This is a genomic window from Kribbella sp. NPDC020701 (assembly GCF_055562215.1).
Genome location: NZ_JBVHFT010000005.1, coordinates 322,980 through 344,840, shown reverse-complemented (window position 1 = coordinate 344,840; position 21,861 = coordinate 322,980). Strand labels below are relative to the sequence as shown.

Below are 21,861 nucleotides of genomic sequence, written 5' to 3'. Positions count from 1 at the left end.
ACGCATCGCCGCGCTAAGTTCAGAGTGGGTGGGAGGGAGATCGGCGTGGGGACTTCACGAAAGTTTGCGTCCAACACCGACCTGTACGCCGACCCTGGGCTGACCGAGGGCGTCGACTACGCGCGGCGGTATCGGCGGCACGAGTGGTTCGACGACGACCTGACCGAGCAGTCTGCCGTCCAGCGCACCACGATCCTGGCCCCGCATGGCGGTGGCATCGAGGCCGGCACGTCGGAACTGTGCCTGGCGATCGCCGGCTACCACCCGGCCGACCTCACCCCGACCCCGGCTGACGGGCCGCTCCACGACTATTGGATGTTCGAGGGCCTGCGCGACTCCGGCAACAGCGAACTCCACGTCACGTCCACCGGCTGCGACGACCACGTCGCCCGGGCCCTCGCCGCCGGTTCACTCAACGCCGTCGGCCTCCACGGCTGCACGACGTCCGAGGCCGAACTACCGAACGGCACCCAAGCGGTCCTCGTCGGCGGCCTCAACACCACCTTCAAGTCCCATCTCCTGACCAGACTCACCGCAGCCCGCATCCGCGCCATCGACGCCGACTCCGTCCCTGACCTCAACGGCGACGAGCCCCTCAACATCGCCAATCGGACACTCCTCGGCGTCGGCGCCCAACTCGAGCTCACGACCCCGCTGCGTCGGGCGATGTTCCGCATCAACACCCGGGCGGACCGCAAGAACACCACCCTGCGACTCTTCTGGTCTTTCACCACCGCAACCCGAGCAGCCATCGCCGACCTGGAAGCCACCCAGCCAATCCCCTGACCTCCATCGCCCGCCACTTACACCCGCGACTTGCGCCCTGGTGTCAGCGGTCGGCGACGACCTCGCCGTTCACGGCTGAGGAGTCGGAGGTCAGGGACCAGGCTGCGGCCGCCTCGGGGCTCTTCGCCATCGGGAACGCCGCGGCCATTGCCGCCATCGACTCCCACTGCCACGTGTCCGTGTAGCTGTCATCCTCGAGCCGAACCAGCCTGGTCGCGATCAGGCCCGGATGAGCGGCGCGGATCAGGTCGATCACCGCGGCTCGGCGGGTGAGAAACTCCCCGAGATTCTTGGGCTCCATGACGTAGGTGTGAAACCGCACGACACTCGACTGCATGATCGTCTCCTCGTCGTTTCGGGTACGCCCAGTTGACGGATCCACGCGAGGAAATGTGACTAGTCCTCGACGGGGAACAGGATCGGACTGAGCAGATAACGCTTCCGCTCAGGCGTGGCCTCGTTGGTGAGGACCGGGAGGATCGCCGCCCGCATTCCCTCGATCAGCTGCCCGCCGTACGCCGATCCCGCCCGCTTCACCGAGGAAGAGATCGCCCTAACCGCCGGCGGGCAGGAGGTGCCGGGGACGCTGACGCTTCCTCGACCTGCGGTCCCGGGGAGTGGTGGAAAGCAGGACAGCGGTCGACTCATGCCGGGCGTCGGCGTCGTCCTGTTGGCCGGCAGCGGGCCGTTCGATCGCGACGAGACCAGTGGCCCCAACAAGCCGCTCAAGGACCTGGCCTGGGGACTCGCCAGCCAGGGCATCGCCGTACTGCGCTTCGACAAGCTCACCGCCAACCGGCCCGAGGCTATGACCGAACCGGGCTTCACCATGACGGCGGAGTACGTCCCGCATGCGATCGCCGCCGTACGCACACTGAAGCAATACGTCGATCAGGTCTTCCTGATCGGCCACAGCATGGGCGGCAAGGTCGCACCGAAGATCGCGGCCGAGGAACCGCTGGTATCAGGACTCGTCATCATGGCCGGCGACACCCAGCCCATCCACCACGCCGCCGTCCGCGTGATGACCTACCTCAGCACCACGAACCCGGAAGCCGTTCCACCGGGGACGATCGAGCTGTTCGAACGCCAGGCCGCCGTCGTCGACAGCCCGGACCTCTCACCGGACACCCCACCCGCGGACCTCCCGTTCGGCATGCCGGGGTCGTACTGGCTCGACCTCCGCGAGTACGACGGTGTCGCCACGGCCGCGAAGCTCGACGTACCGATCCTCGTCCTCCAGGGCGGCCGCGACTACCAGGTGACGGTCGCCGACGACCTCCCCGCCTGGCGGGAAGCCCTCCCCACCGCAACCATCAAGATCCTGCCGGCCGACGACCACCTGTTCTTCCCCGGCACCGGGCCGTCCACCCTGGCTGACTACCGAACCGCGCAGCACGTCGATCCGGAAGCCCTAACCACGATTCTCAACTGGTTGCGCTGAGCTACGAAAGGAGCGCCGGGTCGGACTCCAGTTCCTTCTCCGGGTCCAGAGGGAGGACGACCTTGAAGCGGGTGTTGCCGGGTTCGGATTCGACGCGGAGGTCGCCGTGGTGCTTCTTGACCACAATCCGCCAGGAGATGTCGAGACCCAGGCCCGTGCCTTCGCCGATCGGCTTGGTGGTGAAGAACGGCTCGAAGATGCGGCGCCGGATCTCCGCCGGGATGCCCGGACCGGTGTCGCCGATCTCGACGACCGCGTACGCGCCGTCCCTCTGGGTCCGGATCGTCAGCGTGCCGGATCCGCCCATCGCACTGACCGCGTTGTCGATGATGTTCGTCCACACCTGGTTGAGCTCGGCGGCGTACGCCGGGATCGGCGGCAGCTCGGGATCGAAGTCCTTCACCACTTCGAGACCCTGCAGTTTGCCCGACATCATCACCAGCGTGGACTTCAGCAGCTCGCGCAGATCGACGGTCTGGTACGGCGCTCTGTCGATCTGGGAGTACTGCTTCGCGGCACCGACAAGCGTCGAGATCCGCGTGACCGAGTCGTCGATCTCGTTCATCAGTGACTCGGTGTCGATCGTGTACATCAGCCACCGCACGGCACCTTCGAGGTACTTCGGGCCGACCGCGGTCAGCACCGCCTCCATCCACGGCACGTCCAGGCCGGCCGCCGCCAGCACCGGCGCGACGTCCCAGCTGGCCTGGACGTCGTGGTCGTCGAGCCAATCGGTCAACGCGTCCTCGGCGTCGGACAGCTCCATCGGCGAGACGTCTTTGTCCTTGTTCTTCTCCAGCCGCTCGACCGCGTCGTCCTGCAGCGCGACGATCTGGTGCAGCTTCGTCGCGTCCAGCGTGCCGTCGGCGAGCATCGCCAGCTTGGATCGCATCCCGGAGACCCGCTGCCGCAAGGTCGCCGCGGCCCGGACCGCCGCCGCGGCCGGGTTGTTCAGCTCGTGCGTGAGACCGGCCGACAAGGAGCCGAGGGCAAGCAACCGCTCGCGCTCGCCGAGCGTCTCGTTGGTCCGCCGCATGCCCATCACGAAGCCCTCGATCAGGTGCACCGCCATCGGGAACCAGGTGTTCATCATCGTCGCCATCGTCTCGGCGCCGATGACGAAGAACTCCGACGGCTGGATCACCTGCATCGTCGCCGTGTACGACTTGTGGTCGGCGGCACCGAAGAAGGCGTTGAACGCACCGGCGTACACACCGCGCTGGCTGGTCCGGTTGATCTCGACCAGCTCGCCGTGCGACAGCTTGCACAGCCTGAGCTCACCCGACAGCAGCACGTAGCAGCAGGTCGCCTCGTCGCCCTCGTTGAACACGATTCCGTCGGGCCAAGACTCGACGTACCCGGCGTCGGACAGCCAGTGCAGCTGCTCGTCCGTCAGGCTCTCGAAGAGGAACAGCGTGCGCAGCTCGTCCGGGCTCAGCCGCCGCGGCTCCACTGTCTGGTCAGTCATCAGAGCATCTCCAGGTATCGGTGCACCAGTGTCACGGCCATCGCTCCGTCGCCGACCGCGGAGGCGACCCGCTTCACCGACTCGGCCCGGACGTCGCCGGCGGCGAACACGCCCGGCATGCTCGTCTCCAGGTGGTACGGCTCCCGGTCCAGGGGCCAGCCCGGCGGTTTGCCGTGCAGGTCCGGACCGGTGAGCACGAAGCCGCGCTCGTCGCGGTGCAGATCCGTCGGCAGCCAGTCCGTCCGGGGCGCCGCTCCGATGAACACGAACATCCACTCCGTGCTCACCTCGCGGCTCTCGCCGGTCTGGCTGTCCAGCAGGGTCAACACCTCGAGGTGCTCCGAGCCCTTGCAGGAAACGACCTGCGTGCAGGTGTGCACCTCGATGTTGTCGATGCCGTCGATCTGGTCGATCAGGTACGACGACATCGTCGCCGTGAGCGATGGTCCTCTGACCAGCATATGCACGCGTTTGGCATGCCTGGAGAAATAGACCGCGGCCTGGCCGGCGGAGTTCGCCCCGCCGATGATGTAGACCTCCTGGCCGGCGCAGGCCGGACCCTCGGTCGTCGCCGAGCCGTAGTAGATCCCGCGACCGCACAGGTCGTCGACACCCGGAGCCTCGAGGGTCCGGTAGGACACCCCGGTCGCCAGGATCACCGAGTGCGACGAGATCTCGCTGCCGTCGGAGAACATCAGCCGCCGCGCGTTGCCGAGCGTCTCCAGCCCCACCACCTGACGAGCGGTCAGTAGCTCCGCCCCGAACCGCACCGCCTGCCGCCGGGCCCGGTCCGTCAGCTGCGCCCCGGACACCCCGTCCGGGAAGCCCAGGTAGTTCTCGATCCGGCTCGACTGGCCGGCCTGGCCGCCGGTCGCCAATTGCTCGACCAGGACGGTCCGCAGTCCCTCGCTGGCGCCGTACACCGCGGCGCCGAGCCCGGCCGGGCCTCCGCCGACCACGACGAGGTCGTAGAAATCCTGGGTCGGGGCGGTCAACAGCCCGACCTTGTCGGCCAGCTCCGCCTCGCTCGGGGCGACCATCACCGTCGCGTCCGCGGTGATCACCACCGGCAGGGTGGACCCGTCGATGCCGGCCGCGGCGAGCAGCCGCTGGCTCTCGTCGTCGTCGACGCTGAACCAGCGGTAGGGCACCGCGTTCCGGGCCAGGAAGTCACGGGCCGCGAACGACGGCGCGGACCAGCGGTGGCCGATCACCTTCGTCTCGTCCGTGGACGGCTCCGGGGTCTCCTTCCACAGGTCGAGCATCGCGTCGACCACCGGGTAGAGCTTCTCCTCCGGCGGGTTCCACGGCTTGAGCAGGTAGTGGTCGAGGTCGACTACGTTGATCGCCTGGATCGCCGCGTCGGTGTCGGCGTACGCCGTCAGCAGCACGCGGCGGGCGAGCGGGAACAGGTCCATCGCGGCCTCGAGGAACTCGATGCCGGACATCTGGGGCATCCGGTAGTCGGCCAGCAGCAGGGCGACCGGCTCACCGCGGAGCTTCAGCTCCTTCAGGGCGTCCAGCGCCTGGGCCGGGTTCTCCGCCCGGACGATGCGGTGCTCCTCGCCGTACCGGCGGCGGAGGTCACGGGCGATCGACCGGGAAACGCCGGGGTCGTCGTCCACGGTGAGGATCACCGGGCGGGTCGTTGACGCTGTCATGCCTCCTTCATACCAGCGCGAAGCCACAAAGCGGATCGATAATCCACAGCCCAGATCCGGTCCGCGGGGGCTGGGCGCGGACCGGATCGGCCAGACCGGCGATCCGCGGGGCTGTGGCACCCGCGGATCGTCGCTCTCAGGACAGGGCCGCGAGGTACGGCGCGTGGCTGTTCTGGAACTCCCAGTTGTAGTAGCGGTCCCAGTTGATCGACCACGTCATCAGCCCGCGGAACGCCGGCGACGTGCCGCCGCGAAGCGTGTAGCCACCGCAGTTCTGCCCCTTCACCAAGCAGTCGAGCGCCTGATGTACGGCTGCCGGGGCGGTGTAGCCGTTGCCGGCGCTGACCGCAGCCGGTAGGCCGAACCCGATCTGGTCGTCCCGTAGACCAGGGAACGTCTGACCGGTGTTCGCTACCGGGAATCCGGCCTTGACCATGTCGGTCATCGCGATGTGGAAGTCCGCGCCGCCCATGGTGTGGTACTGGTTGTCCAGCCCCATCACAGGCCCCGAGTTGTAGTCCTGGACGTGCAGCACGGTCAGGGCGTCACGCATCGCGTGAATCACCGGCAGGTACGACCCGGTCCGGTTGTCGCCACCGCCCGCACCGCCGTAGAACTGGTACCCGACCTGTACGAAGAACGTCTCCGGCGCCATCGTCAGCACGAACTTCGCGCCGTACTTCGCCTTGAGCGTCTTGAGCGCCGAGATCAGATTGACGATCACCGGTGTGGTCGGGTTGCGGAAGTCGGTGTCACCGGCGTTCAGGTACAGCGAGTGTCCCTCGAAGTCGATGTCCAGCCCGTCCAGCCCGTACCGGTCGATGATCGCGCTGACCGAGCTGACGAATGCGTCCCGGGCCGCCGTGGTGGTGAGCTGCACCTGGCCGTTCGCACCGCCGATCGAGATCAGCACCTTCTTCCCGGCCGCCTGCTTGGCCCGGATCGCGGCACTGAAGTCCGCATCGCTCTCCACGTTCGGGCACTCTGCCGCCGGGCACCGGTTGAAGCGGATGTCGCCGGACGTGACCGACGTGGGCTCTCCGAAGGCCAGATTGATGATGTTCCACTCGGCTGGTACGTCGGCCATCCGCACGTACCCGGATCCGTTCGCGAAGCTCGCATGCAGGTAGCCGATCAGCGCATGCTTCGGCAATCCCGTGCTGGTGCAGCCTCCCGTCGTACCTGTTGTCGCCGCCGACTTGGCCGACTCACCAACGCTGTTGTACGCCGCTACCGAGTAGGTGTGACTGCTGCATGCCACGAGTCCGCTGACGGTTGCCGTCGTACCAGTGACGGTCTGTACGACGCTCGCCCCCTCATACACGCGATAGCCGGTGACCGCGCCTGTTGCTGCCGGCCAACTCAGGGAGATGGCGGAGTTCGTCGTACCGGTGACTGTCGGCGTACCTGGAGCGCTCGGAGCACCCGGAGTGCCGCCAGGGCCGTCAAGACTGAAGTCATCGGCCTGGTACGCCGGTTGGCCGTACCAGCCGTGCACATAGATCTGTGCGGACGTCTGACTAGCCCCAGTAGTAAAGGAGAGGCTCAGCTGGGAGAAGTTCGCAGCGGACGGCGTCCAGGTGGACGTGCCACCAGTGACACCCAGATAGACATAGGAGCCACGCACCCAGGCCGACAGCGTGTATGACGTACTGGGCTGCACGGAGACTGTCTGACTGCACTGTGCGAAGTCGGAACTCGTTACCCCGCCGTTGAGCGCATAGCCGCCGGTTCGGACCGGAGTGGTGACGACCGAGCCGCCGGAGCAGTTCCAGCCGCTCAGTGAGCCCGACTCGAACCCGGGATTGGTCAGGATGTTGGCGGCCTGCGCAGGCACCGTGATGCCGGCCAGGAGGACCCCGAAGACAACCGCAAGCCATCGCATAGCGATTAAGTAGAGACGCTCCATAACTACAGGTCAATGCGTCGCTGCCGTCGGATACCCGACCCTGTCCGGATCCCGACGACGGGAATGGCAGGTTTTCGCCAGCGGCTACTTGAAGCCAAAACCGTGTGCGGGCAGCGGCGGATTGGCAGGCTCTTCGGCGTCCGAGCTCGGGGGCGGGCGACCGGGGCTACAGCCGCGGTCAGGACTACTGGGACAGACCGTCCCCCGTGGAGGCATCACGTGAACCATCCCAACCTGCGCCGGCGGGCCGCACTACTCGCCGGCGCCGTGCTGATCACCACCGCCCTGGTGGCTCCACCAGGCTCCGCACAACCACCGGCCGAATCGGCAGCCACCTCACTCGGGCTGCCGACGTTCGCACCGGGCCGGTACGTCGTCACACTGGCCGACAAGCCGGTGGCGACGTACCAAGGTGGCGTGAGCGGTCTCAAGGCGACCAAGCCCGCGGCCGGTCGCAAGGTGGAGGTCAACAGCACCGACGCCAAGCGCTACCGCTCTTTCCTGGGCTCCAAGCACGCAGAGGTCGCGGCGCACGTCGGCGCCAAGGTCTCTCACGACTACTCGACCGCGCTGAACGCCTTTACCGCCTCGCTGACCTCCAAGCAGGTCAACGAGCTCAGCAAGACAGCAGGCGTGGTGTCGGTCGTCCCCGACCAGCTACGCGTCGCCCTCGACGACCGCAAGTCGACTGACTTCCTCAAACTGTCCGGCAAGACCGGAGTCTGGAACGCACTCGGCGGTACGTCGTCAGCCGGCAAGGGAGTCGTAGTCGGCGTAGTCGACACCGGCGTCTGGCCGGAGAGCGCGTCCTTCGCCGGACCCGCGCTCGGCACGACACCCCCGACCGCAGCGAACCCCTACCAGCCGTACCGCACTGGCGACACCACCGTCATGCAGAAGGCCGACGGCGACACGTTCACGGGCAGTTGCGAGGCCGGTGAGGAGTTCACCGCCGACCTGTGCAACACCAAGCTGATCAGCGCCAAGTACTTCGGTGACGGCTGGCTCAGCTTCGTGCCACCGGACGCACGGGCGGACTACGTGTCACCGCGTGATGGACAGGGCCATGGCACCCACACTGCCTCGACCGCCGCGGGCAACCCGGGTATCGACGTCGCAGTGGGCGGTATCAACTACGGCACTGTCTCCGGTGTCGCGCCGGCCGCCAAGATCGCCGTGTACAAGGCGCTCTGGGAAGGCAAGGACGGCCAGAACTCCGGTGGCTTCACGTCGGACATCCTGGCCGCGATCGACCAAGCGGTGGCCGACGGAGTCGACGTCATCAACTACTCGGTCGGCTCGATCTTCGAGTCCGCGCACACCGACCCGGTCCAGCTCGCCTTCCTGTCCGCGGCCTCGGCCGGCATCTTCGTCTCCGCGGCCGGTGGCAACTCCGGTCCGGACGCGTCCACGCTCGACAACACCTCGCCCTGGGTGACCACGGTCGGCGCGAGCACGGTAGCGCCGTACGCCGGGACTGTTGTGCTGGGCAACGGACAGAAGTACGCCGGGATCAGCACGAGCATCGCCGCCAAGACCGGTGTACACCCCCTGGTTGGCGGTCCGGCTGTGAAGACCACAACGGCCGGCGACTCCGACGCACTGGGCTGTCTGCCCGGCACGCTCGACCCAGCCAAGACCGCGGGCAAGATCGTCGTGTGTGAGCGCGGCGTGGGCGCCCGCGTGGACAAGTCCGCCGAGGTGAAGCGGGCCGGCGGCGTGGGGATGGTGCTGCTCAACCTGTTCGACCAGGACGCGCTCGGCGACTCCCACGTCGTACCGACTGTGCACCTCAACGTGCCGGCGGCGCTGACCGTCAAGGCATACGCGGCCGGCGGTAACGCGACCGCTGAGCTCGTGCCGGGTAATACGAGCGGCACCGTCGATCCATACCCGCAGATGGCCGACTTCTCGTCGCGTGGACCGTCGACCTCGAGCCATGGCGATCTGTTGAAGCCGGACCTCGCGGCACCGGGAGTCAACGTGCTCGCTGCGGTCGCACCGCCGACGAACGCCGGCCAGAGCTACGCGTTCTACTCGGGTACGTCGATGGCCGCGCCGCATGTGGCCGGCCTGGCGGCGCTGTACCTGTCAGCGCACCCGGACTGGTCGCCGATGGCGGTCAAGTCCGCGCTGATGACGACTGCCGGCGACGTACTGACCTCTAGTGGCGCCGTCAACAGCAACCCCTTCGACCGAGGTGCCGGTGAGGTGCAGCCGTCGAAGATGCTGGATCCCGGACTGATCTACGACTCGGGTGATGCGGACTGGCTGGGCTACCTGGAAGGCAGCGGTGTCGACACCGGCACCGGCGCACCGGCGATCGATCCGAGTGACTACAACACTCCGTCCATCGCGGTCGGCCAACTGCTGGGCACGCAGACGATCACCCGCCGGGTGACTGCTGTGACGCCGGGGCTGTACCGAGCGACCGTCTCGGTGCCGGGCATGAAGGCTGTGGTGACGCCGTCCATCCTGAACTTCACCGCAGCGGGTCAGACGAAGACGTTCAAGGTGAAGCTCACGCTGGACACCGGAGCCTCGGGTGACACGACCAGCGGCTGGCTGACCTGGCAGGGCGCGGGCAAGACTGTCCGTAGTCCCATTGCCGTGGTGCCGACCTCGGTGCTGGCACCGGCCAACGTCACCGGCTCCGGCGCCTCCGGCAGTGTCTCCTTCGAGGCCACCTCGGGTGCTGCAGGCGCTCCAATCCGTTCGTACGGCGTGGTGTCGGCTCCGCTCGTGCCAGGCGCCGTACCCGCTGGTGCTGCGGATGCGGATCTGCCGAACTACCCGGTCACGGTGACCGCGCAGACCAAGGCCGTGCAGTGGAACATCAAGACCGTGGACCCGGCCGGCAGCATCTGGCTGGTGCTCTACAAGGTCGTGAACGGTCAGATGCAGTTGCTGTCCTTCGTGGGCGATGGCTCCAACCAGGCGTCGGCGACTGTCCCGGCACCGACCCTTGGCGTGTGGGGCGTCCTCGCGATCACGCTGACCAACCCGCCGGGCGCGGACACCACGCAGTACACGATGCAGACCAACGTGGTGACGTCCACGTCGGGTCGTGCGCTGCAGGTCAGCCCGCCGGTCGCACCAGCGGCCTTCAAGCCCTTCCAGGTCACCGCATCCTGGTCGGGTCTGCCGACTGACAAGCGCTCCACCGGCTTCGTCGAGTTCCCGAACCGGGCCGGGACGGTGGTGACGCTGAACTAGATCCAGCGACGCCGGGCGGCCTGAACACCCGCCTGGAACCGGGTCTGCGCGCCGAGCGATTCCATCAGCGCGCGGACCCGGCGCTGGGTCGTCCGAGGGCTGATCCGCAACCGCCGGCTGATCATGTCGTCCGTCGCACCACCGGCAAGCAAGAGCAGGATGTCCCGGTCCGGCGCCCGCAAAGCCGGGACCTCTCCATTGGCCAGCAGTGCAGGCATTGGGATCGCCAACGCCCACAACATCTCGAACGTCGCGATCAACCCGTCGAGCAATCCGGACGACCTGATCAGGAGGTTGGACTCGGCCGGCGCCCGCTTCGTCAATCCGATCAGCGCGGTGTGGTCATCCCCCACCGCCATCTTCATCGGCACCTGCGCCAGCACCCGGCCCACCTCGCCGGCCGCCTGCAGCTCCGGCAGCACCCCCATGATGTCCTCGGACTCGAAGATCTCCGTCCCATAGATCGCCCGGTACTCGACGCCGTCCGCGAGCCGGTCCAGCTCCAGCTTCTGCTGAGTCGAGGGCGGCGTCACGTACGGCGGCCGATCCAGCACGCGCACCTCGTACCGGGAGTTCTTCTGCAAATCCTCGTACGCGCGCAGCAGGGTCGGCCCGTCCTCGATCAGCTCGATCTGGTTGCCCTCGAGCACCGGCCGCCCCCGCGCCCCACGCAGCTCGTCCGCCACGTTCCGCAGCCGTGCCAACTGCGCATCCAGCTCGTCCAGCGGATCCACAACCGCACCGTCCGCCACTCGACACCACCCTTCCCGCACCCGACCAAATCTCCTCAGACTAAACCGGATCAGCGCGCGCCTGGCAGCGGTGTCTCACCTCACTCGGCTCGGGTGGCTACGGTCCGCAACTGAGACACGGCCAGGGCTGACCGCAGCGGGAGCACAGGCCGTCCAGGCCGGGCGCCGGCAGCCAGAGGGTGTGCACGCGTTCTGCTGGTCTCGGCGGTGCGGACGTCCTGCTCACGAGCGCGGGTGCAGTGGGGAGCCAGTGGATCTGGGTGCGGCCGCCGGTGCCGTGGACTGCCAGCACAGAGTCGACCCCGCCGTCCCAGGTCGACGTGCTCGGCCACGGACCGCGCCACCTCAGCGCAACGGTGCCGTCCGACCACTCCACGCCTTCGGCCAGGGTGCCGGTTGCGTGGACGCCGGAGGGGTCGGTGTGGCGGACCAGACGGAAGAGGCGAGCCTGTCGCTGCATCGTGTTCACCTCTGAACAATCGCCCAGCGCGCGCTGTGCACAACAGGTGTGGTCTGTGGGCTGTGAGAACAGCCCACACCCCTGACTGCCCCGCTTGGGCTGGTTTTGTCGGTGGGGGCTCGTAACGTCCTCGACACGCACCGCAACCACCAGGCGGACCAGTGAGCGGGGGTGATCCTGTGGCTGAAACGAATTCTGGGACAGCTATCGGAGCAAGGTTCGGCACGCAGTTGAGGCAGTGCAGGCAGGCGGTCGGCTTGAGCCTGCGGCAACTGGCAGGTCGCGTCGGGTACGACTACAGCTACCTGTCGCAGGTGGAGCGCGGCCAACGCCCGGGATCCGCCGACCTGGCGCGCCTCTGCGACCGCGAGCTCGGCACCGGCCACCAGCTGACCGACACCTACGCGGAGAAACACCGCAGAGGCAACCCAGTCGAGCCGCTCCCCCTGGATCCGTTGGGCGCCGCGTGGCATCAGCTGACCAGTGGGTACGGCGGAGTGGACGCGGTCGACGAATGCGGAGACCCCCACACTGTTCCGCCGCGTCGGCTGTTGCCGGAGCTCGTGAGTGAACTGCAGTTCCTGCAGGCTCGTGGGCCGGAGCACGTGGCCTCCCAAGCGGTCCGGGCCACGCGACTGTGTGTGCTGATCGCCGAGACACTGACCGGGCTCGGGGAGTCGCGCGGTGCGCGGCGTTGGTGGTGGGCCGGCCGAGCGATCGCGGACGACTCGGGCGAGGGCTGGCTCCGGAGTGAGCTGCGCGCCGCCGAAGCGGCCAGCGGGTTGGCGGAGCGGAGGCCCCTGCCGCAACTGCTGGAGCTGGCCGACGAAGCGTTGGCGCTTGCGCAGCACGGACCGGTTCGGCCGAGCGCCGTTCTCCAGGCTCATGCGGTGCGTGCACGGGTCCTCGCCGAGGTGGGCGAGGCAGTCGAGGCACACCGAGCCTTGCAGGATGTGCTGAGCTGTTCCGATGCGTTGCCCTCGGCAAGCACGCACGACCTGGCGCCGTACCAGGTGCACGGTCTGGAAGGCAGAGTGTGCACGAGCCTCGGCTATGGGACGGCCGGATGTCTGCTGCTGGGACGCGCGCTGGAGCTCTGTCCCGACGACAACCGGGACGAGCGGGCAAGGCTGCAGGTGGCGCAGGCAGAGTGCCTGGCGCTGGAAGGCGAGGTCGCTGCCGCGCTGGCACTGGCCATGCGGGTGCTTGTCGAGCTTCCGGACGAGTGGCACACCTATTACTTGTACGACGACGCCGACCGGGTGCTGTCCGCTGCACGACAGCGTGAGCCCGGGCTGCCCGGCGTACGGGATCTGCAGGCGCTTCTGGAGCGACGGGCGTACCTGAGCGGCCGGAGTGTGGGCGGCGGGTCGTGGCCGGGACAGTGCCGGGAGTAGCGTGCGGAGGGTGACAGCTGAGACGACGGTGACAGGCGCTTGGGATTTCGCGGTTGAGTTGCGGAGTGATCCGGCCAGTGCGGAGGCTCGGGCGGAGGTGCTGGCCAAGCCGACGTTCGGGCAGGCGTTCACGGACCACATGGTCGTGGCCAACTGGACGACGGAGGGTGGATGGCAAGACGCGCGGGTGACGGCGTACGCACCACTCACGGTCAGCCCGGCCGCCGCCGTACTGCACTACTCGCAGGAGATCTTCGAAGGCCTCAAGGCGTACCGGCACGCGGATGGATCCGTCTGGGCGTTCCGGCCCGATCGCAACGCTGCCCGATTCACTGCGAGCGCTCAGCGACTTGCGCTGCCACATGTTCCGGAGGACGCGTTCATCGCGGCGCTCCGTGCATTGGTGACCGTGGACGAGTCATGGGTGCCGTCTGCCGAGGACGGCGAGACCAGTCTGTACTTGCGCCCGTACATGATCGCCACCGAGGCCGCGCTGAGCGTGCGGCCGGCTCGGGAGGTGCTCTTCGGGGTCATCGCGTCGCCCGCGGGTCCGTACTTCGACACCGGCCCCATGCCTGTCTCCATCTGGCTGACGACCTCCACCATCCGCGCGACTCCCGGCGGGACCGGTGCGGCGAAGTGCGGCGGGAACTACGCGGCCAGCCTCGCCGGGCTGGCCGAGGCGGTCGCCAACGGCTGCGAGCAGGTCGCCTTCGTCGACGCGGTCGAGCACAAGTGGCTCGAGGAGATCGGCAGCATGAACATGTTCTTCGTGTACGCCGACGGCCGCATCGCGACGCCTGCGTTGAACGGTTCGATCCTGGAAGGCGTCACCCGAGCCTCGGTCGTCGAGCTCGCGAAGGACCTCGGGCACACCGTCGAGGAGCGCCTGATCTCCGCGGACGAGTGGAAGGACGGCGTTCGTACCGGTGAGATCTCCGAGGTGTTCGCGTCCGGCACGGCCGCGGTCATCACGCCCATCGGCCGGGTCGCCTGGCCCGAGGGCGACCTCACCATCGGCGATCACTCCATCGACTACGGCGTCGGCCCGGTCACCCGGTCGATCCGCAGCAGCCTGCTCGACCTCCAGTACGGCCGCACCCCCGACACTCGCGGCTGGCTGACCAGACTGGCGTAGGCACGTCTCCCGATCCCACGCCTACTGCGCGGCACTCGGCGGGCGCCTCGCTGCACTGGAGGGAAGGACACGATGGATCCGCATCGAGCCCTCCCCTCCAGCACACCGATGCACTCCGCAGAGCACCTGCTCGCGACGGCGTGGGATCGGGAGACGTGCCTTAGTGCGGTTTGTCCCTGGGCGCGGCTAGGTTGAGGGCATGGCTGAGTCCAAGGGGAAGGCGAAGTCTCCGGCGATCGAGCTGGAGGTGGGGGAACGCACGGTGCGGATCTCGAATCCGGATCGGGTCTACTTCCCTGCCCGGGGTGAGACGAAGCTGGACCTGGTGAAGTACTACCTGTCCGTCGGCGACGGGATCGTGCGGGCGTTGCGGGAGCGGCCGTGCATGTTGCACCGGTTCCCGGAGGGCGTGTCCGGCGAGAAGGTGCATCAGAAGCGGCTGCCGCATGGGGCACCACCGTGGATGGAGACCGTGCGGGTGAAGTTCCCGCGGTACAACCGGACCGCCGACGAGCTGTGCGTCACCGAGATCGCGCACGTCGCCTGGGCGGTGCAGATGTCGACGGTCGAGTTTCACCCGTGGAACTCGCGCCGCGCCGACACCGAGAAGCCGGACGAGTGGCGAATCGACCTCGACCCGATGCCGGACTGCCCTTTCGATCGGGTCCGCCGGGTCGCCCACGTCGCGCACGAAGTTCTGGAGGAGCTGGGGGCGGTCGGGTATCCGAAGACGTCCGGTGGTTCAGGGATCCACATCTACGTCCGCGTCGAGCCGGCGTACGGATTCTCCGACGTACGCCGGGCCGCACTCGCCTTCGCGCGGGAAGTCGAGCGGCGCGCACCGGATGACGTGACCACGACCTGGTGGCGCAAGGACCGGGATCCGAAGAAGCTGTTCGTCGATTTCAATCAGAACGCACGGGACCACACGATCGCCGCCGCGTACTCGGTCCGCGGGAATCCGGAAGGCACCGTCTCGACACCGATCCGCTGGGACGAGATCGATGACGTCAATCCGAAGGACTTCACGATCGAAACGGTCCCGGCCCGCTTCGCCGAGCTGGGCGACCTGCACGAGACGATCGACGACAACATCTACTCCCTCGACACCCTGATGGAATGGGCCGCCCGCGACGAACGCGAAGGCGCCGAAGAGCCACCGCCACCCGACGAGTAGCCCGGGGTCAGAGTGGGTCGGCCGTCAGGATCGCCGCGAGCTTGAAGAGCGGCATGGAGATCTGCCGCACCAGCCAGTACGCGATCACAGAGCCGGCCAGCAACGCCGCGAGCAGGCAGCCGACCAAGATCATGACGGCTCTCGTCGCCGAGCTGGGCAGCCAGCCGGTGGCCGACTGCAGCGTGGTCTGGCCAAGACTCCGAGTCTGCTGCAGCGACTCCTCGTACTCGCACCGCGGTCGCGAGCTCCCGGCGTACGGCGGCCGCGCTCTGGTCGGCCTCCCGCAGGTACATCGAGTCGCCGGTCAACAGGAAGCCGCGCTGGTCGTTGGCGACACTCTTCGCGTCCAAGGATGCCGAGGCGATCGCCGTCGCGAACGGGACGTCGTCCTTCACCCGGGACTCGTCCCGGCTCAGACTGACGACGAGGACGATCGCGACACCGGTCAGGATCACCAGGAGCGCGAGCAGAGCGCCGAGTGCGGCCCGCACCTTGTGACCGAGCGGGATCTTGGGCTGCACGGATTCGATGTCGGCCACGATGCCTCCCCAACAGGGCCCACAGATCCTCCCATTGTGCACATGTCGAGCTAGTGTGCGCCGCCCGTCAACCCGTGATGGAGGAGGTTGGTGAGGGTTTCGATCGCGGCTTTGTCGGTGATGGTCTGGCCATTGGGTGGGTTCACCACGAGCCAGGTGTACGCGAAGCCCTCCATCAGTGCGTTCATGGCCGAGATCTGCACGAGCGGATCGGCCGGTGGGTTCGGCAGGTGGGAGAAGTGCTCGATCATGTGCTGGTCGTCGTCGGCCATGACCTGCTGCAGCCGGCGACCGAGCTCCGGGTCGGCCATCGCGGCCTGTTTCACCGCGATCATCTCCGGCAGATGCGCCTGGTAGAACCGCCAGAACGCCGCCACGTGCCAGCGAACTGCCGACAACTTGCTGAAGTCCGCGTCGTGGCCGGCGTCGTCGTGCACCGCCTCGTCGGCCTCCAGGAGCATGTCCTTCAGGAGCGCCTCGAGCAACTCCTCCTTGCTCGCGAAGTGGTTGTAGAACGACCCCGTCGCGCGGCCGGCGGCCGCGGTGATGTCGGTGATCTTCGTGTTCAGGTATCCGCGCTCGGCGAACACCTCCCGGGCGGCCTGCTTCAGCGCCACCTCGGTCCCGGCCGCCCGCTGCCGGCGGCTCACCGCGTCCGTCACCAGGAACCTCCTTGACAGCGAACCCTAGCCAGGTTCACATTGAATCCGAATTCAGTGAATCACAATTCAGCCAAGGAGACCAGCATGAACGTCCTGATTGCAGGTGCCGGGCCGACCGGCCTGACGCTGGCGATCGACCTCGCGCGGCGCGGCATCACCGTCCGCGTGATCGACAAGGCGACCGAGTTCTTCAACGGATCGCGGGGCGACGGACTGCAGCCGCGGACGCTGGAGGTGTTCGAGGACCTCGGCGTACTCGAGGAGGTCTTGCAGCAGAGCATCGCGATCCCGCTGATGAAGATCTACCTCGACGGCACGCTGTTCGACCAGCGCAGGATGGCCGAGCCTGTCGAGCCCACCCCGGACATCCCGTACCCGAACGCCCGGATGCTCGGCCAGTCGCGCACCGAGAAGATCCTCCGCGACAAGCTGTCCCAGTACGGCGTCGCCGTCGAACTGGACACCGCGATCGTCGGGTTCGTCCAGGACGACGACTCGGTGACCGCCGAGCTCTCCACCGACGAGACCATCGCGGCGGACTATCTGGTCGGCGCGGACGGCGGCCGGAGCTTCGTCCGCAAGCACCTCGGGATCGCGTTCGAGGGGACGACGGATGAGTCGATCCGGACGCTGCTCGGCGATGTCGCGGCCGATGGGCTCGACCACGAGGTCGGCTACTGGTTCGCGACCAAGGAGAACCCGATGGCCGGAATCGCGATGACGCCGCTCTCCGGTGGGGACCAGTTCCAGTTCGGCGCTCCGCTCGACACTGACGACGCCGACACCTCGATCGAAGCCCTGCAGGAGCTGGTCGATCGGTACGCCGGTCCCGGTACGGCGAAGCTCCGCGACCTGACCTGGTCGACGGTGTGGCGCCCGAACGTCCGCCTGGCCGAGCGATTCCGGGTCGGCCGGGTCTTCATCGCCGGCGACGCGGCGCATGTGCACCCACCCACCGGTGGTCAGGGCCTGAACACCGGCGTCCAGGATGCGTACAACCTCGGCTGGAAGCTCGCGGCGGGTAGTGAAGAGGTACTCGCGACGTACGAGACCGAGCGCCGGACGAACGCCAAGCGCGTGCTCGGGATCAGCGAGGACCTGCTGCAGAAGCACGTCGACGGCGACGAGTCCGCGATGGAGCGCGGCGAGAACACCCGCCAGCTCGACGTCTCCTACCGCGACCCTTCGGAAACCCGCCCGATCGCATCCGGCGACCGCGCTCCCGACGCGCCACTAGTCGATGCCGCAGGCAACCACCTCCGCCTTTTCGACCTCTTCCGCGGCCCCCACGAGACCCTCCTGCGCTTCTCCCCCACCACCCCGGCCACCCACCCCCACACCGTCGACATCGGAACGACGTACACCTCCCCGGAAGCCTTCACCGACTACCACGCAACCGCCGGCGACGAGATCCTCATCCGCTCCGACGGCTACCTCGCTTGACCGGCGCTCCCGCCAGACCCGCCTGGCGATGCGCGTCAGACCCGGACCTGCCGCACTCACCAACTCGGCACCGTGCGGCCACACCACGCTCAGCCACTGGTCTCAATGAGCCGCTGGTCGGGGTTAGTGAGTGGGGCCGGTCCGCCAAGCCGCCGAGCCGGCTCGAAGCGGCCCGTGACTTCAGGCGGTGTGGGCGATCTGTTCCTGGACCTTGAACTCGAGGCCGTCGGCGGCGGCCAGGTAGACGTCCTGGTCGACCAGGTTGCCGTCGAGGCGGAGCAGACCGCGGGGACTGTCGTAGAAGTGGCCGGTGGGGAGCGCGGCGACCGAGGACATCGCGATCGAGCCGCTGACCTCGCCGAGGCGGCCGAGGAACCGGATGGCCTCGTAGCAGGACTCGCCCACCGCATTCAGCGCAGGGGCGAAGCGGCCGAAGCGCGCGTAGTACGCCTGGGCGAATTCGCCGCTCTCCACGGTCTCCAGGCCGTCGAAGTACGCCGCGGCCGCGTAGACACCGTCGTTGGCACTCGGACCGGCGCCGAGGAGCGTGTTCTCCTCGATCGCCGGGCTGAGGCGGAGCAGGTTCTCACTCAGTCCGGCGCGGGCGAACTGGCGATTGAAGTGGACCGCGTCCTGGCCCATCAGGAGCATGATCACCCCGTCGGCCTTGGTTGCCTTCAGCTCATTGATGACCGGGCTGAAGTCCTCGGTGCCGAGAGCAACGTACGCCGACTCGACGATCTCGGATCCCGTTCCCTGTAGGGCCTCGTGGGCAACCGAGCCGGTCACGCGCGGATAGACGTAGTCGTTGCCGACGACCACCCATCGACGGGCTCCATGATGCTCGCGGAGCCAGTGGGTTGCTGGCAGCAACTGGTTGACCGGGCGCTCGCCGAGCATGAAGACACCCGGGGTGTCGTCGCTGCCTTCGTGCATCGCGGCGAAGGCGTAGACGACCCGGCCGCCGATACGCCGGGTGAGCGCGACGCGGACGGCGGAGATGTGCCAGCCCGCGACCGCGTCGACCCGGCCGGCGTCGACCAGCCGGCCGACATCCTCGGCGACGACTTCGGGTGATCGGCCGGCATCGACCTGGACGAGTTCGATCCGGCGGCCGGCGATGCCGTTGCGCGCATTGAGTTGCTCGACGGCGAGCTGTCCGCAAGTGAGACAGGAGGGCCCATAGATCCCGGTCGGTCCCTGCAGCGGCACCACGAAGGCAATCGAGAGCACATCGGAACGCCGCACAGTCACCTCCTCACGCCACGGATTCGAACAGTGTGACCGCATCGGAGGCGCAACTTCGAGCGAACGGCTATATTTCCCAGCACCTAGGACGGGAGGAGTACGGATGCCAACCAGCCTGCTCCTGCTGCTCAAGCGGGCCGAGCGCCGGATCGAGCTCGGCCTGGCGCCTTCACTCGACGAGTTCGGGCTGACGATCGAGCAGTGGCGGATCATGTCGGCGCTGCACGAGGAGCCCGGTCAGCCGATGTCGGTCCTGGCCGAGTCCGCCGTACTCCCGGCCGCGAGCCTGACCCGGCACGTGGACAAGCTGGTCGAGCGCGGTCTGGTCCTGCGGCGCATCCACCCGGGCGACAAGCGGCGCGTCGTCACCGCCCTCTCCCCCGTCGGCACAACCGTCGCCGACCGCCTCGCGGCCACCCAGCGCGACCTCGAGACCGACCTCGCGGATTACTTCCAGATGGAAATACACGAACGTAGCGGATCGGCAACACAGCGGTAACACCGCGTTCCTAGGTTCCTTCCATTCGGGTGCATCCCCGCCGGCAGCGTCGCCGGTGCGCCGGAGCACCGCTCGCCCGAAGGTGCCGCAGGAGTTCCGCCATGACTGTTGAACCCTCGCTCGACAACCGCACCCCCGCCCAGCCCTCCGCCCAGCCACAGCCCCAGACGGCCGCGACCCGGGAGACGCTGGAGGACTACACCCTCCGGTTCGCGCCGCGCAGTTATCGCAAGTGGTCGACCGGCGTCGTCGCCGTCTCGGCGCTCGGCGGCATCGCCTACCTCGCCGATTTCGCGATCGGCGCGAACATCGGGATCTCCTACGGGACGACGAACGCGCTGTGGGGCATCGGGATCTTCGCCGTGGTGATCTTCGTGACCGGCCTGCCGCTCGCGTACTACGCGGCCCGCTACAACATCGACCTCGACCTGATCACCCGCGGCAGCGGCTTCGGGTACTACGGCTCGGTCGTGACGAACGTGATCTTCGCGTCGTTCACCTTCATCTTCTTCGCCCTCGAGGGCTCGATCATGGCACAGGGTCTCGAGCTCGGGCTGCAGGTGCCGCTGTGGCTCGGGTACGCCGTGTCCACGCTGGTGATCTTCCCGTTGGTCATCTACGGGATGAAGGTGTTGTCGACCTTGCAGGTGTGGACAACACCGCTGTGGCTGATCCTGATGGTGCTGCCGTTCGTCTACCTGGTCGTCTCGCACCCGGATTCGGTGTCGACGTTCTTCGACTACGGCCCGGACGCGGACCTCGGCTCGATGCTGCTCGCGGCCGGTGTGTGCCTCTCGCTGATCGCCCAGATCGCCGAGCAGATCGACTACCTGCGCTTCATGCCGCCGAAGACGCCGGAGAACTCGCGCAAGTGGTGGACCGCGATGCTGCTGGCCGGACCGGGGTGGGTGATCTTCGGCGCGATCAAGCAGGTGATCGGTCTCTTCCTGGCGGTCTACATCATCGCTCAGGTCTCCGACGGCACCACGATCGCGAACCAGCCGGTGCACCAGTTCCTCGAGATCTACCGCGGGTTCCTGCCGGGCTGGCTGGCGATGACGCTGGCCGTCGTACTGGTCGTGATCAGCCAGGTGAAGATCAACGTCACCAACGCGTACTCCGGTTCGCTCGCCTGGACGAACTCGTACACCCGGCTGACCCGGCACTACCCCGGCCGGCTGGTGTTCCTCGGCTTCAACCTGGTGATCGCGCTGGTGCTGATGGAGGCGAACATGTTCGACTTCCTCAACACCATCCTCGGGTTCTACGCGAACTGCGGGATGGCGTGGATCGTGGTCGTTGCCTCCGACATCGTCTTCAACAAGTACCTGCTGAAGCTGTCGCCGAAGGCGCCCGAGTTCCGGCGGGGCATGCTGTACGCCGTCAACCCGGTCGGCTTCGTCTCGATGGCGGTGGCCGCGGGGGTGTCGATCCTGGTCTTCTTCGGTGGACTCGGCGACACGATCAAGCCGTACTCACCACTTGTCGCGATCGGGCTGGCCGTCGTACTGCCGCCGATCCTGGCCGTGGTGACGCGGGGCAAGTACTACCTGCGCCGTACTGACGACGGGTTGGACCTGCCGATGTACGACGAGCACGGGAACCCGTCGGGCGCGGTCCTGACGTGTCACGTGTGCCGGCAGGAGTACGAACGGCCGGACATGACCGCGTGCGCGACCCACGACGCGGCCGTCTGCTCGCTCTGCCTGAGCACCGACAAGGTGTCCGACCACGTCCTCCCGGTCGCACCGTGAACTTCACACCCTCCGACGTCGAGAAGCTGCTGCTCTCCGTGGCCGGCATGGTCGCCCGCGACCGGCTGGCCCGGGGAGTCCGGCTCAACCACCCCGAAGCCGTGGCGCTGCTGAGCACCTGGGTGATCGAACGCGCCCGCGAAGGCGCCCGCGTCACCGACCTGATGGAGTCCGGCCGCACCGTCCTCACCCGGGACCAGGTCATGCCCGGCGTCGCCGAACTCCTCCACGACGTGCAAGTCGAGGCAACCTTCCCCGACGGCCGAAAACTCGTCACCATCCACAACCCGATCATTTGAAGGCGGTCC

20 protein-coding genes are annotated in these 21,861 nt (G+C 67.7%); 10 read left to right on the top strand and 10 right to left on the bottom strand.

Going from position 1 to position 21,861, the window contains the following annotated elements; translation table 11 throughout:
• The first annotated feature begins 45 nt into the window (after window positions 1–45).
• Complete coding sequence (locus tag ACZ3HV_RS14725) at window positions 46–786, top strand: poly-gamma-glutamate hydrolase family protein (RefSeq protein ID WP_465684469.1); 741 nt, start codon at window positions 46–48, stop codon at window positions 784–786.
• 43 nt (window positions 787–829) lie between these two features.
• On the opposite strand, the gene ACZ3HV_RS14720 is transcribed toward ACZ3HV_RS14725, so the two are convergent.
• Window positions 830–1,123 (bottom strand): hypothetical protein, encoded by a 294-nt coding sequence (locus ACZ3HV_RS14720; RefSeq protein ID WP_465684467.1) that lies wholly within the window; start codon window positions 1,121–1,123, stop codon window positions 830–832.
• 59 nt (window positions 1,124–1,182) lie between these two features.
• Window positions 1,183–1,323: a hypothetical protein gene (locus ACZ3HV_RS14715; protein WP_465684465.1), complete on the bottom strand. Its 141-nt coding sequence runs from the start codon at window positions 1,321–1,323 to the stop codon at window positions 1,183–1,185.
• Window positions 1,324–1,432: 109 nt separating this feature from the next.
• Between ACZ3HV_RS14715 and ACZ3HV_RS14710 the strand changes: the two genes are divergently transcribed.
• Window positions 1,433–2,230, top strand: coding sequence for an alpha/beta hydrolase family protein (locus tag ACZ3HV_RS14710; RefSeq protein WP_465684463.1), 798 nt, complete (start codon window positions 1,433–1,435; stop codon window positions 2,228–2,230).
• Window position 2,231: 1 nt separating this feature from the next.
• Here ACZ3HV_RS14710 and ACZ3HV_RS14705 read toward each other — a convergent pair whose 3' ends face one another.
• From ACZ3HV_RS14705 to ACZ3HV_RS14695, 3 genes are all read right to left on the bottom strand, one after another.
• Entirely contained in the window at window positions 2,232–3,698 is a 1,467-nt protein-coding gene (locus tag ACZ3HV_RS14705) for an ATP-binding protein (RefSeq protein WP_465684461.1), read from the bottom strand.
• Window positions 3,698–5,359, bottom strand: a complete 1,662-nt coding sequence (locus tag ACZ3HV_RS14700; protein WP_465684459.1) for an FAD-dependent oxidoreductase — start codon at window positions 5,357–5,359, stop codon at window positions 3,698–3,700. The genes ACZ3HV_RS14705 and ACZ3HV_RS14700 overlap by 1 nt, the downstream gene beginning before the upstream one ends.
• 136 nt (window positions 5,360–5,495) lie before the next feature.
• Window positions 5,496–7,244 (bottom strand): chitinase, encoded by a 1,749-nt coding sequence (locus ACZ3HV_RS14695; protein ID WP_465684457.1) that lies wholly within the window; start codon window positions 7,242–7,244, stop codon window positions 5,496–5,498.
• Window positions 7,245–7,487: 243 nt separating this feature from the next.
• On the opposite strand from ACZ3HV_RS14695, the gene ACZ3HV_RS14690 reads away from it, so the two are divergent.
• A complete protein-coding gene (locus ACZ3HV_RS14690) occupies window positions 7,488–10,484 on the top strand; it encodes a S8 family peptidase (RefSeq protein WP_465684455.1) in 2,997 nt (998 codons plus the stop codon).
• Here the strand turns inward: ACZ3HV_RS14690 and ACZ3HV_RS14685 are convergent.
• Window positions 10,481–11,236: a helix-turn-helix transcriptional regulator gene (locus tag ACZ3HV_RS14685; protein ID WP_465684453.1), complete on the bottom strand. Its 756-nt coding sequence runs from the start codon at window positions 11,234–11,236 to the stop codon at window positions 10,481–10,483. The genes ACZ3HV_RS14690 and ACZ3HV_RS14685 overlap by 4 nt on opposite strands.
• Before the next feature lie 97 nt (window positions 11,237–11,333).
• Window positions 11,334–11,696, bottom strand: coding sequence for a hypothetical protein (locus tag ACZ3HV_RS14680; protein WP_465684451.1), 363 nt, complete (start codon window positions 11,694–11,696; stop codon window positions 11,334–11,336).
• A 161-nt stretch (window positions 11,697–11,857) separates the two neighbouring features.
• Here ACZ3HV_RS14680 and ACZ3HV_RS14675 point away from each other — a divergent pair, with 161 nt between their 5' ends.
• The 3 genes from ACZ3HV_RS14675 to ligD all read left to right on the top strand — a co-directional run bounded on the left by ACZ3HV_RS14675 (window position 11,858) and on the right by ligD (window position 15,408).
• Entirely contained in the window at window positions 11,858–13,093 is a 1,236-nt protein-coding gene (locus ACZ3HV_RS14675; protein WP_465684449.1) for a helix-turn-helix domain-containing protein, read from the top strand.
• A gap of 1 nt (window position 13,094) precedes the next feature.
• A complete protein-coding gene (locus ACZ3HV_RS14670) occupies window positions 13,095–14,231 on the top strand; it encodes a branched-chain amino acid aminotransferase (RefSeq protein ID WP_465684447.1) in 1,137 nt (378 codons plus the stop codon).
• A 199-nt stretch (window positions 14,232–14,430) separates the two neighbouring features.
• Window positions 14,431–15,408, top strand: coding sequence for a non-homologous end-joining DNA ligase (gene ligD, locus ACZ3HV_RS14665; protein ID WP_465684445.1), 978 nt, complete (start codon window positions 14,431–14,433; stop codon window positions 15,406–15,408).
• Here ligD and ACZ3HV_RS14660 read toward each other — a convergent pair.
• Together ACZ3HV_RS14660 and ACZ3HV_RS14655 are read right to left on the bottom strand one after the other, a co-directional pair.
• A complete protein-coding gene (locus ACZ3HV_RS14660) occupies window positions 15,327–15,947 on the bottom strand; it encodes a hypothetical protein (RefSeq protein WP_465684443.1) in 621 nt (206 codons plus the stop codon). The two genes, ligD and ACZ3HV_RS14660, sit on opposite strands and share 82 nt — an antisense overlap.
• A 50-nt stretch (window positions 15,948–15,997) precedes the next feature.
• Window positions 15,998–16,609: a TetR/AcrR family transcriptional regulator gene (locus tag ACZ3HV_RS14655; RefSeq protein ID WP_465684441.1), complete on the bottom strand. Its 612-nt coding sequence runs from the start codon at window positions 16,607–16,609 to the stop codon at window positions 15,998–16,000.
• Window positions 16,610–16,693: 84 nt separating this feature from the next.
• Between ACZ3HV_RS14655 and ACZ3HV_RS14650 the strand changes: the two genes are divergently transcribed.
• Entirely contained in the window at window positions 16,694–18,052 is a 1,359-nt protein-coding gene (locus ACZ3HV_RS14650) for an FAD-dependent monooxygenase (protein ID WP_465684439.1), read from the top strand.
• Window positions 18,053–18,232: 180 nt separating this feature from the next.
• Here ACZ3HV_RS14650 and ACZ3HV_RS14645 read toward each other — a convergent pair whose 3' ends face one another.
• Window positions 18,233–19,300 carry a substrate-binding domain-containing protein gene (locus ACZ3HV_RS14645; protein ID WP_465684437.1) on the bottom strand — a complete coding sequence of 356 codons (1,068 nt, stop codon included), beginning with the start codon at window positions 19,298–19,300 and terminating at the stop codon, window positions 18,233–18,235.
• A gap of 103 nt (window positions 19,301–19,403) precedes the next feature.
• On the opposite strand from ACZ3HV_RS14645, the gene ACZ3HV_RS14640 reads away from it, so the two are divergent.
• The 3 genes from ACZ3HV_RS14640 to ACZ3HV_RS14630 all read left to right on the top strand — a co-directional run bounded on the left by ACZ3HV_RS14640 (window position 19,404) and on the right by ACZ3HV_RS14630 (window position 21,852).
• Window positions 19,404–19,799, top strand: a complete 396-nt coding sequence (locus ACZ3HV_RS14640; RefSeq protein ID WP_465684435.1) for a MarR family winged helix-turn-helix transcriptional regulator — start codon at window positions 19,404–19,406, stop codon at window positions 19,797–19,799.
• A gap of 101 nt (window positions 19,800–19,900) precedes the next feature.
• Complete coding sequence (locus ACZ3HV_RS14635) at window positions 19,901–21,553, top strand: purine-cytosine permease family protein (RefSeq protein WP_465684434.1); 1,653 nt, start codon at window positions 19,901–19,903, stop codon at window positions 21,551–21,553.
• Entirely contained in the window at window positions 21,550–21,852 is a 303-nt protein-coding gene (locus ACZ3HV_RS14630; protein WP_465684432.1) for an urease subunit gamma, read from the top strand. Before ACZ3HV_RS14635 ends, ACZ3HV_RS14630 begins: the two co-directional genes overlap by 4 nt.
• Window positions 21,853–21,861 lie beyond the last annotated feature (9 nt).

Bases quoted from the DNA above. Each gene is read 5' to 3' on its own strand.
- ACZ3HV_RS14720 (WP_465684467.1), bottom strand. From the start codon at position 1,123: ATGCAGTCGAGTGTCGTGCGGTTTCACACCTACGTCATGGAGCCCAAG.
- ACZ3HV_RS14710 (WP_465684463.1), top strand. From the start codon at position 1,433: ATGCCGGGCGTCGGCGTCGTCCTGTTGGCCGGCAGCGGGCCGTTCGAT.
- ACZ3HV_RS14705 (WP_465684461.1), bottom strand. From the start codon at position 3,698: ATGACTGACCAGACAGTGGAGCCGCGGCGGCTGAGCCCGGACGAGCTG.
- ACZ3HV_RS14700 (WP_465684459.1), bottom strand. From the start codon at position 5,359: ATGACAGCGTCAACGACCCGCCCGGTGATCCTCACCGTGGACGACGAC.
- ACZ3HV_RS14695 (WP_465684457.1), bottom strand. From the start codon at position 7,244: ATGCGATGGCTTGCGGTTGTCTTCGGGGTCCTCCTGGCCGGCATCACG.
- ACZ3HV_RS14680 (WP_465684451.1), bottom strand. From the start codon at position 11,696: ATGCAGCGACAGGCTCGCCTCTTCCGTCTGGTCCGCCACACCGACCCC.
- ligD (WP_465684445.1), top strand. From the start codon at position 14,431: ATGGCTGAGTCCAAGGGGAAGGCGAAGTCTCCGGCGATCGAGCTGGAG.
- ACZ3HV_RS14650 (WP_465684439.1), top strand. From the start codon at position 16,694: ATGAACGTCCTGATTGCAGGTGCCGGGCCGACCGGCCTGACGCTGGCG.
- ACZ3HV_RS14640 (WP_465684435.1), top strand. From the start codon at position 19,404: ATGCCAACCAGCCTGCTCCTGCTGCTCAAGCGGGCCGAGCGCCGGATC.
- ACZ3HV_RS14635 (WP_465684434.1), top strand. From the start codon at position 19,901: ATGACTGTTGAACCCTCGCTCGACAACCGCACCCCCGCCCAGCCCTCC.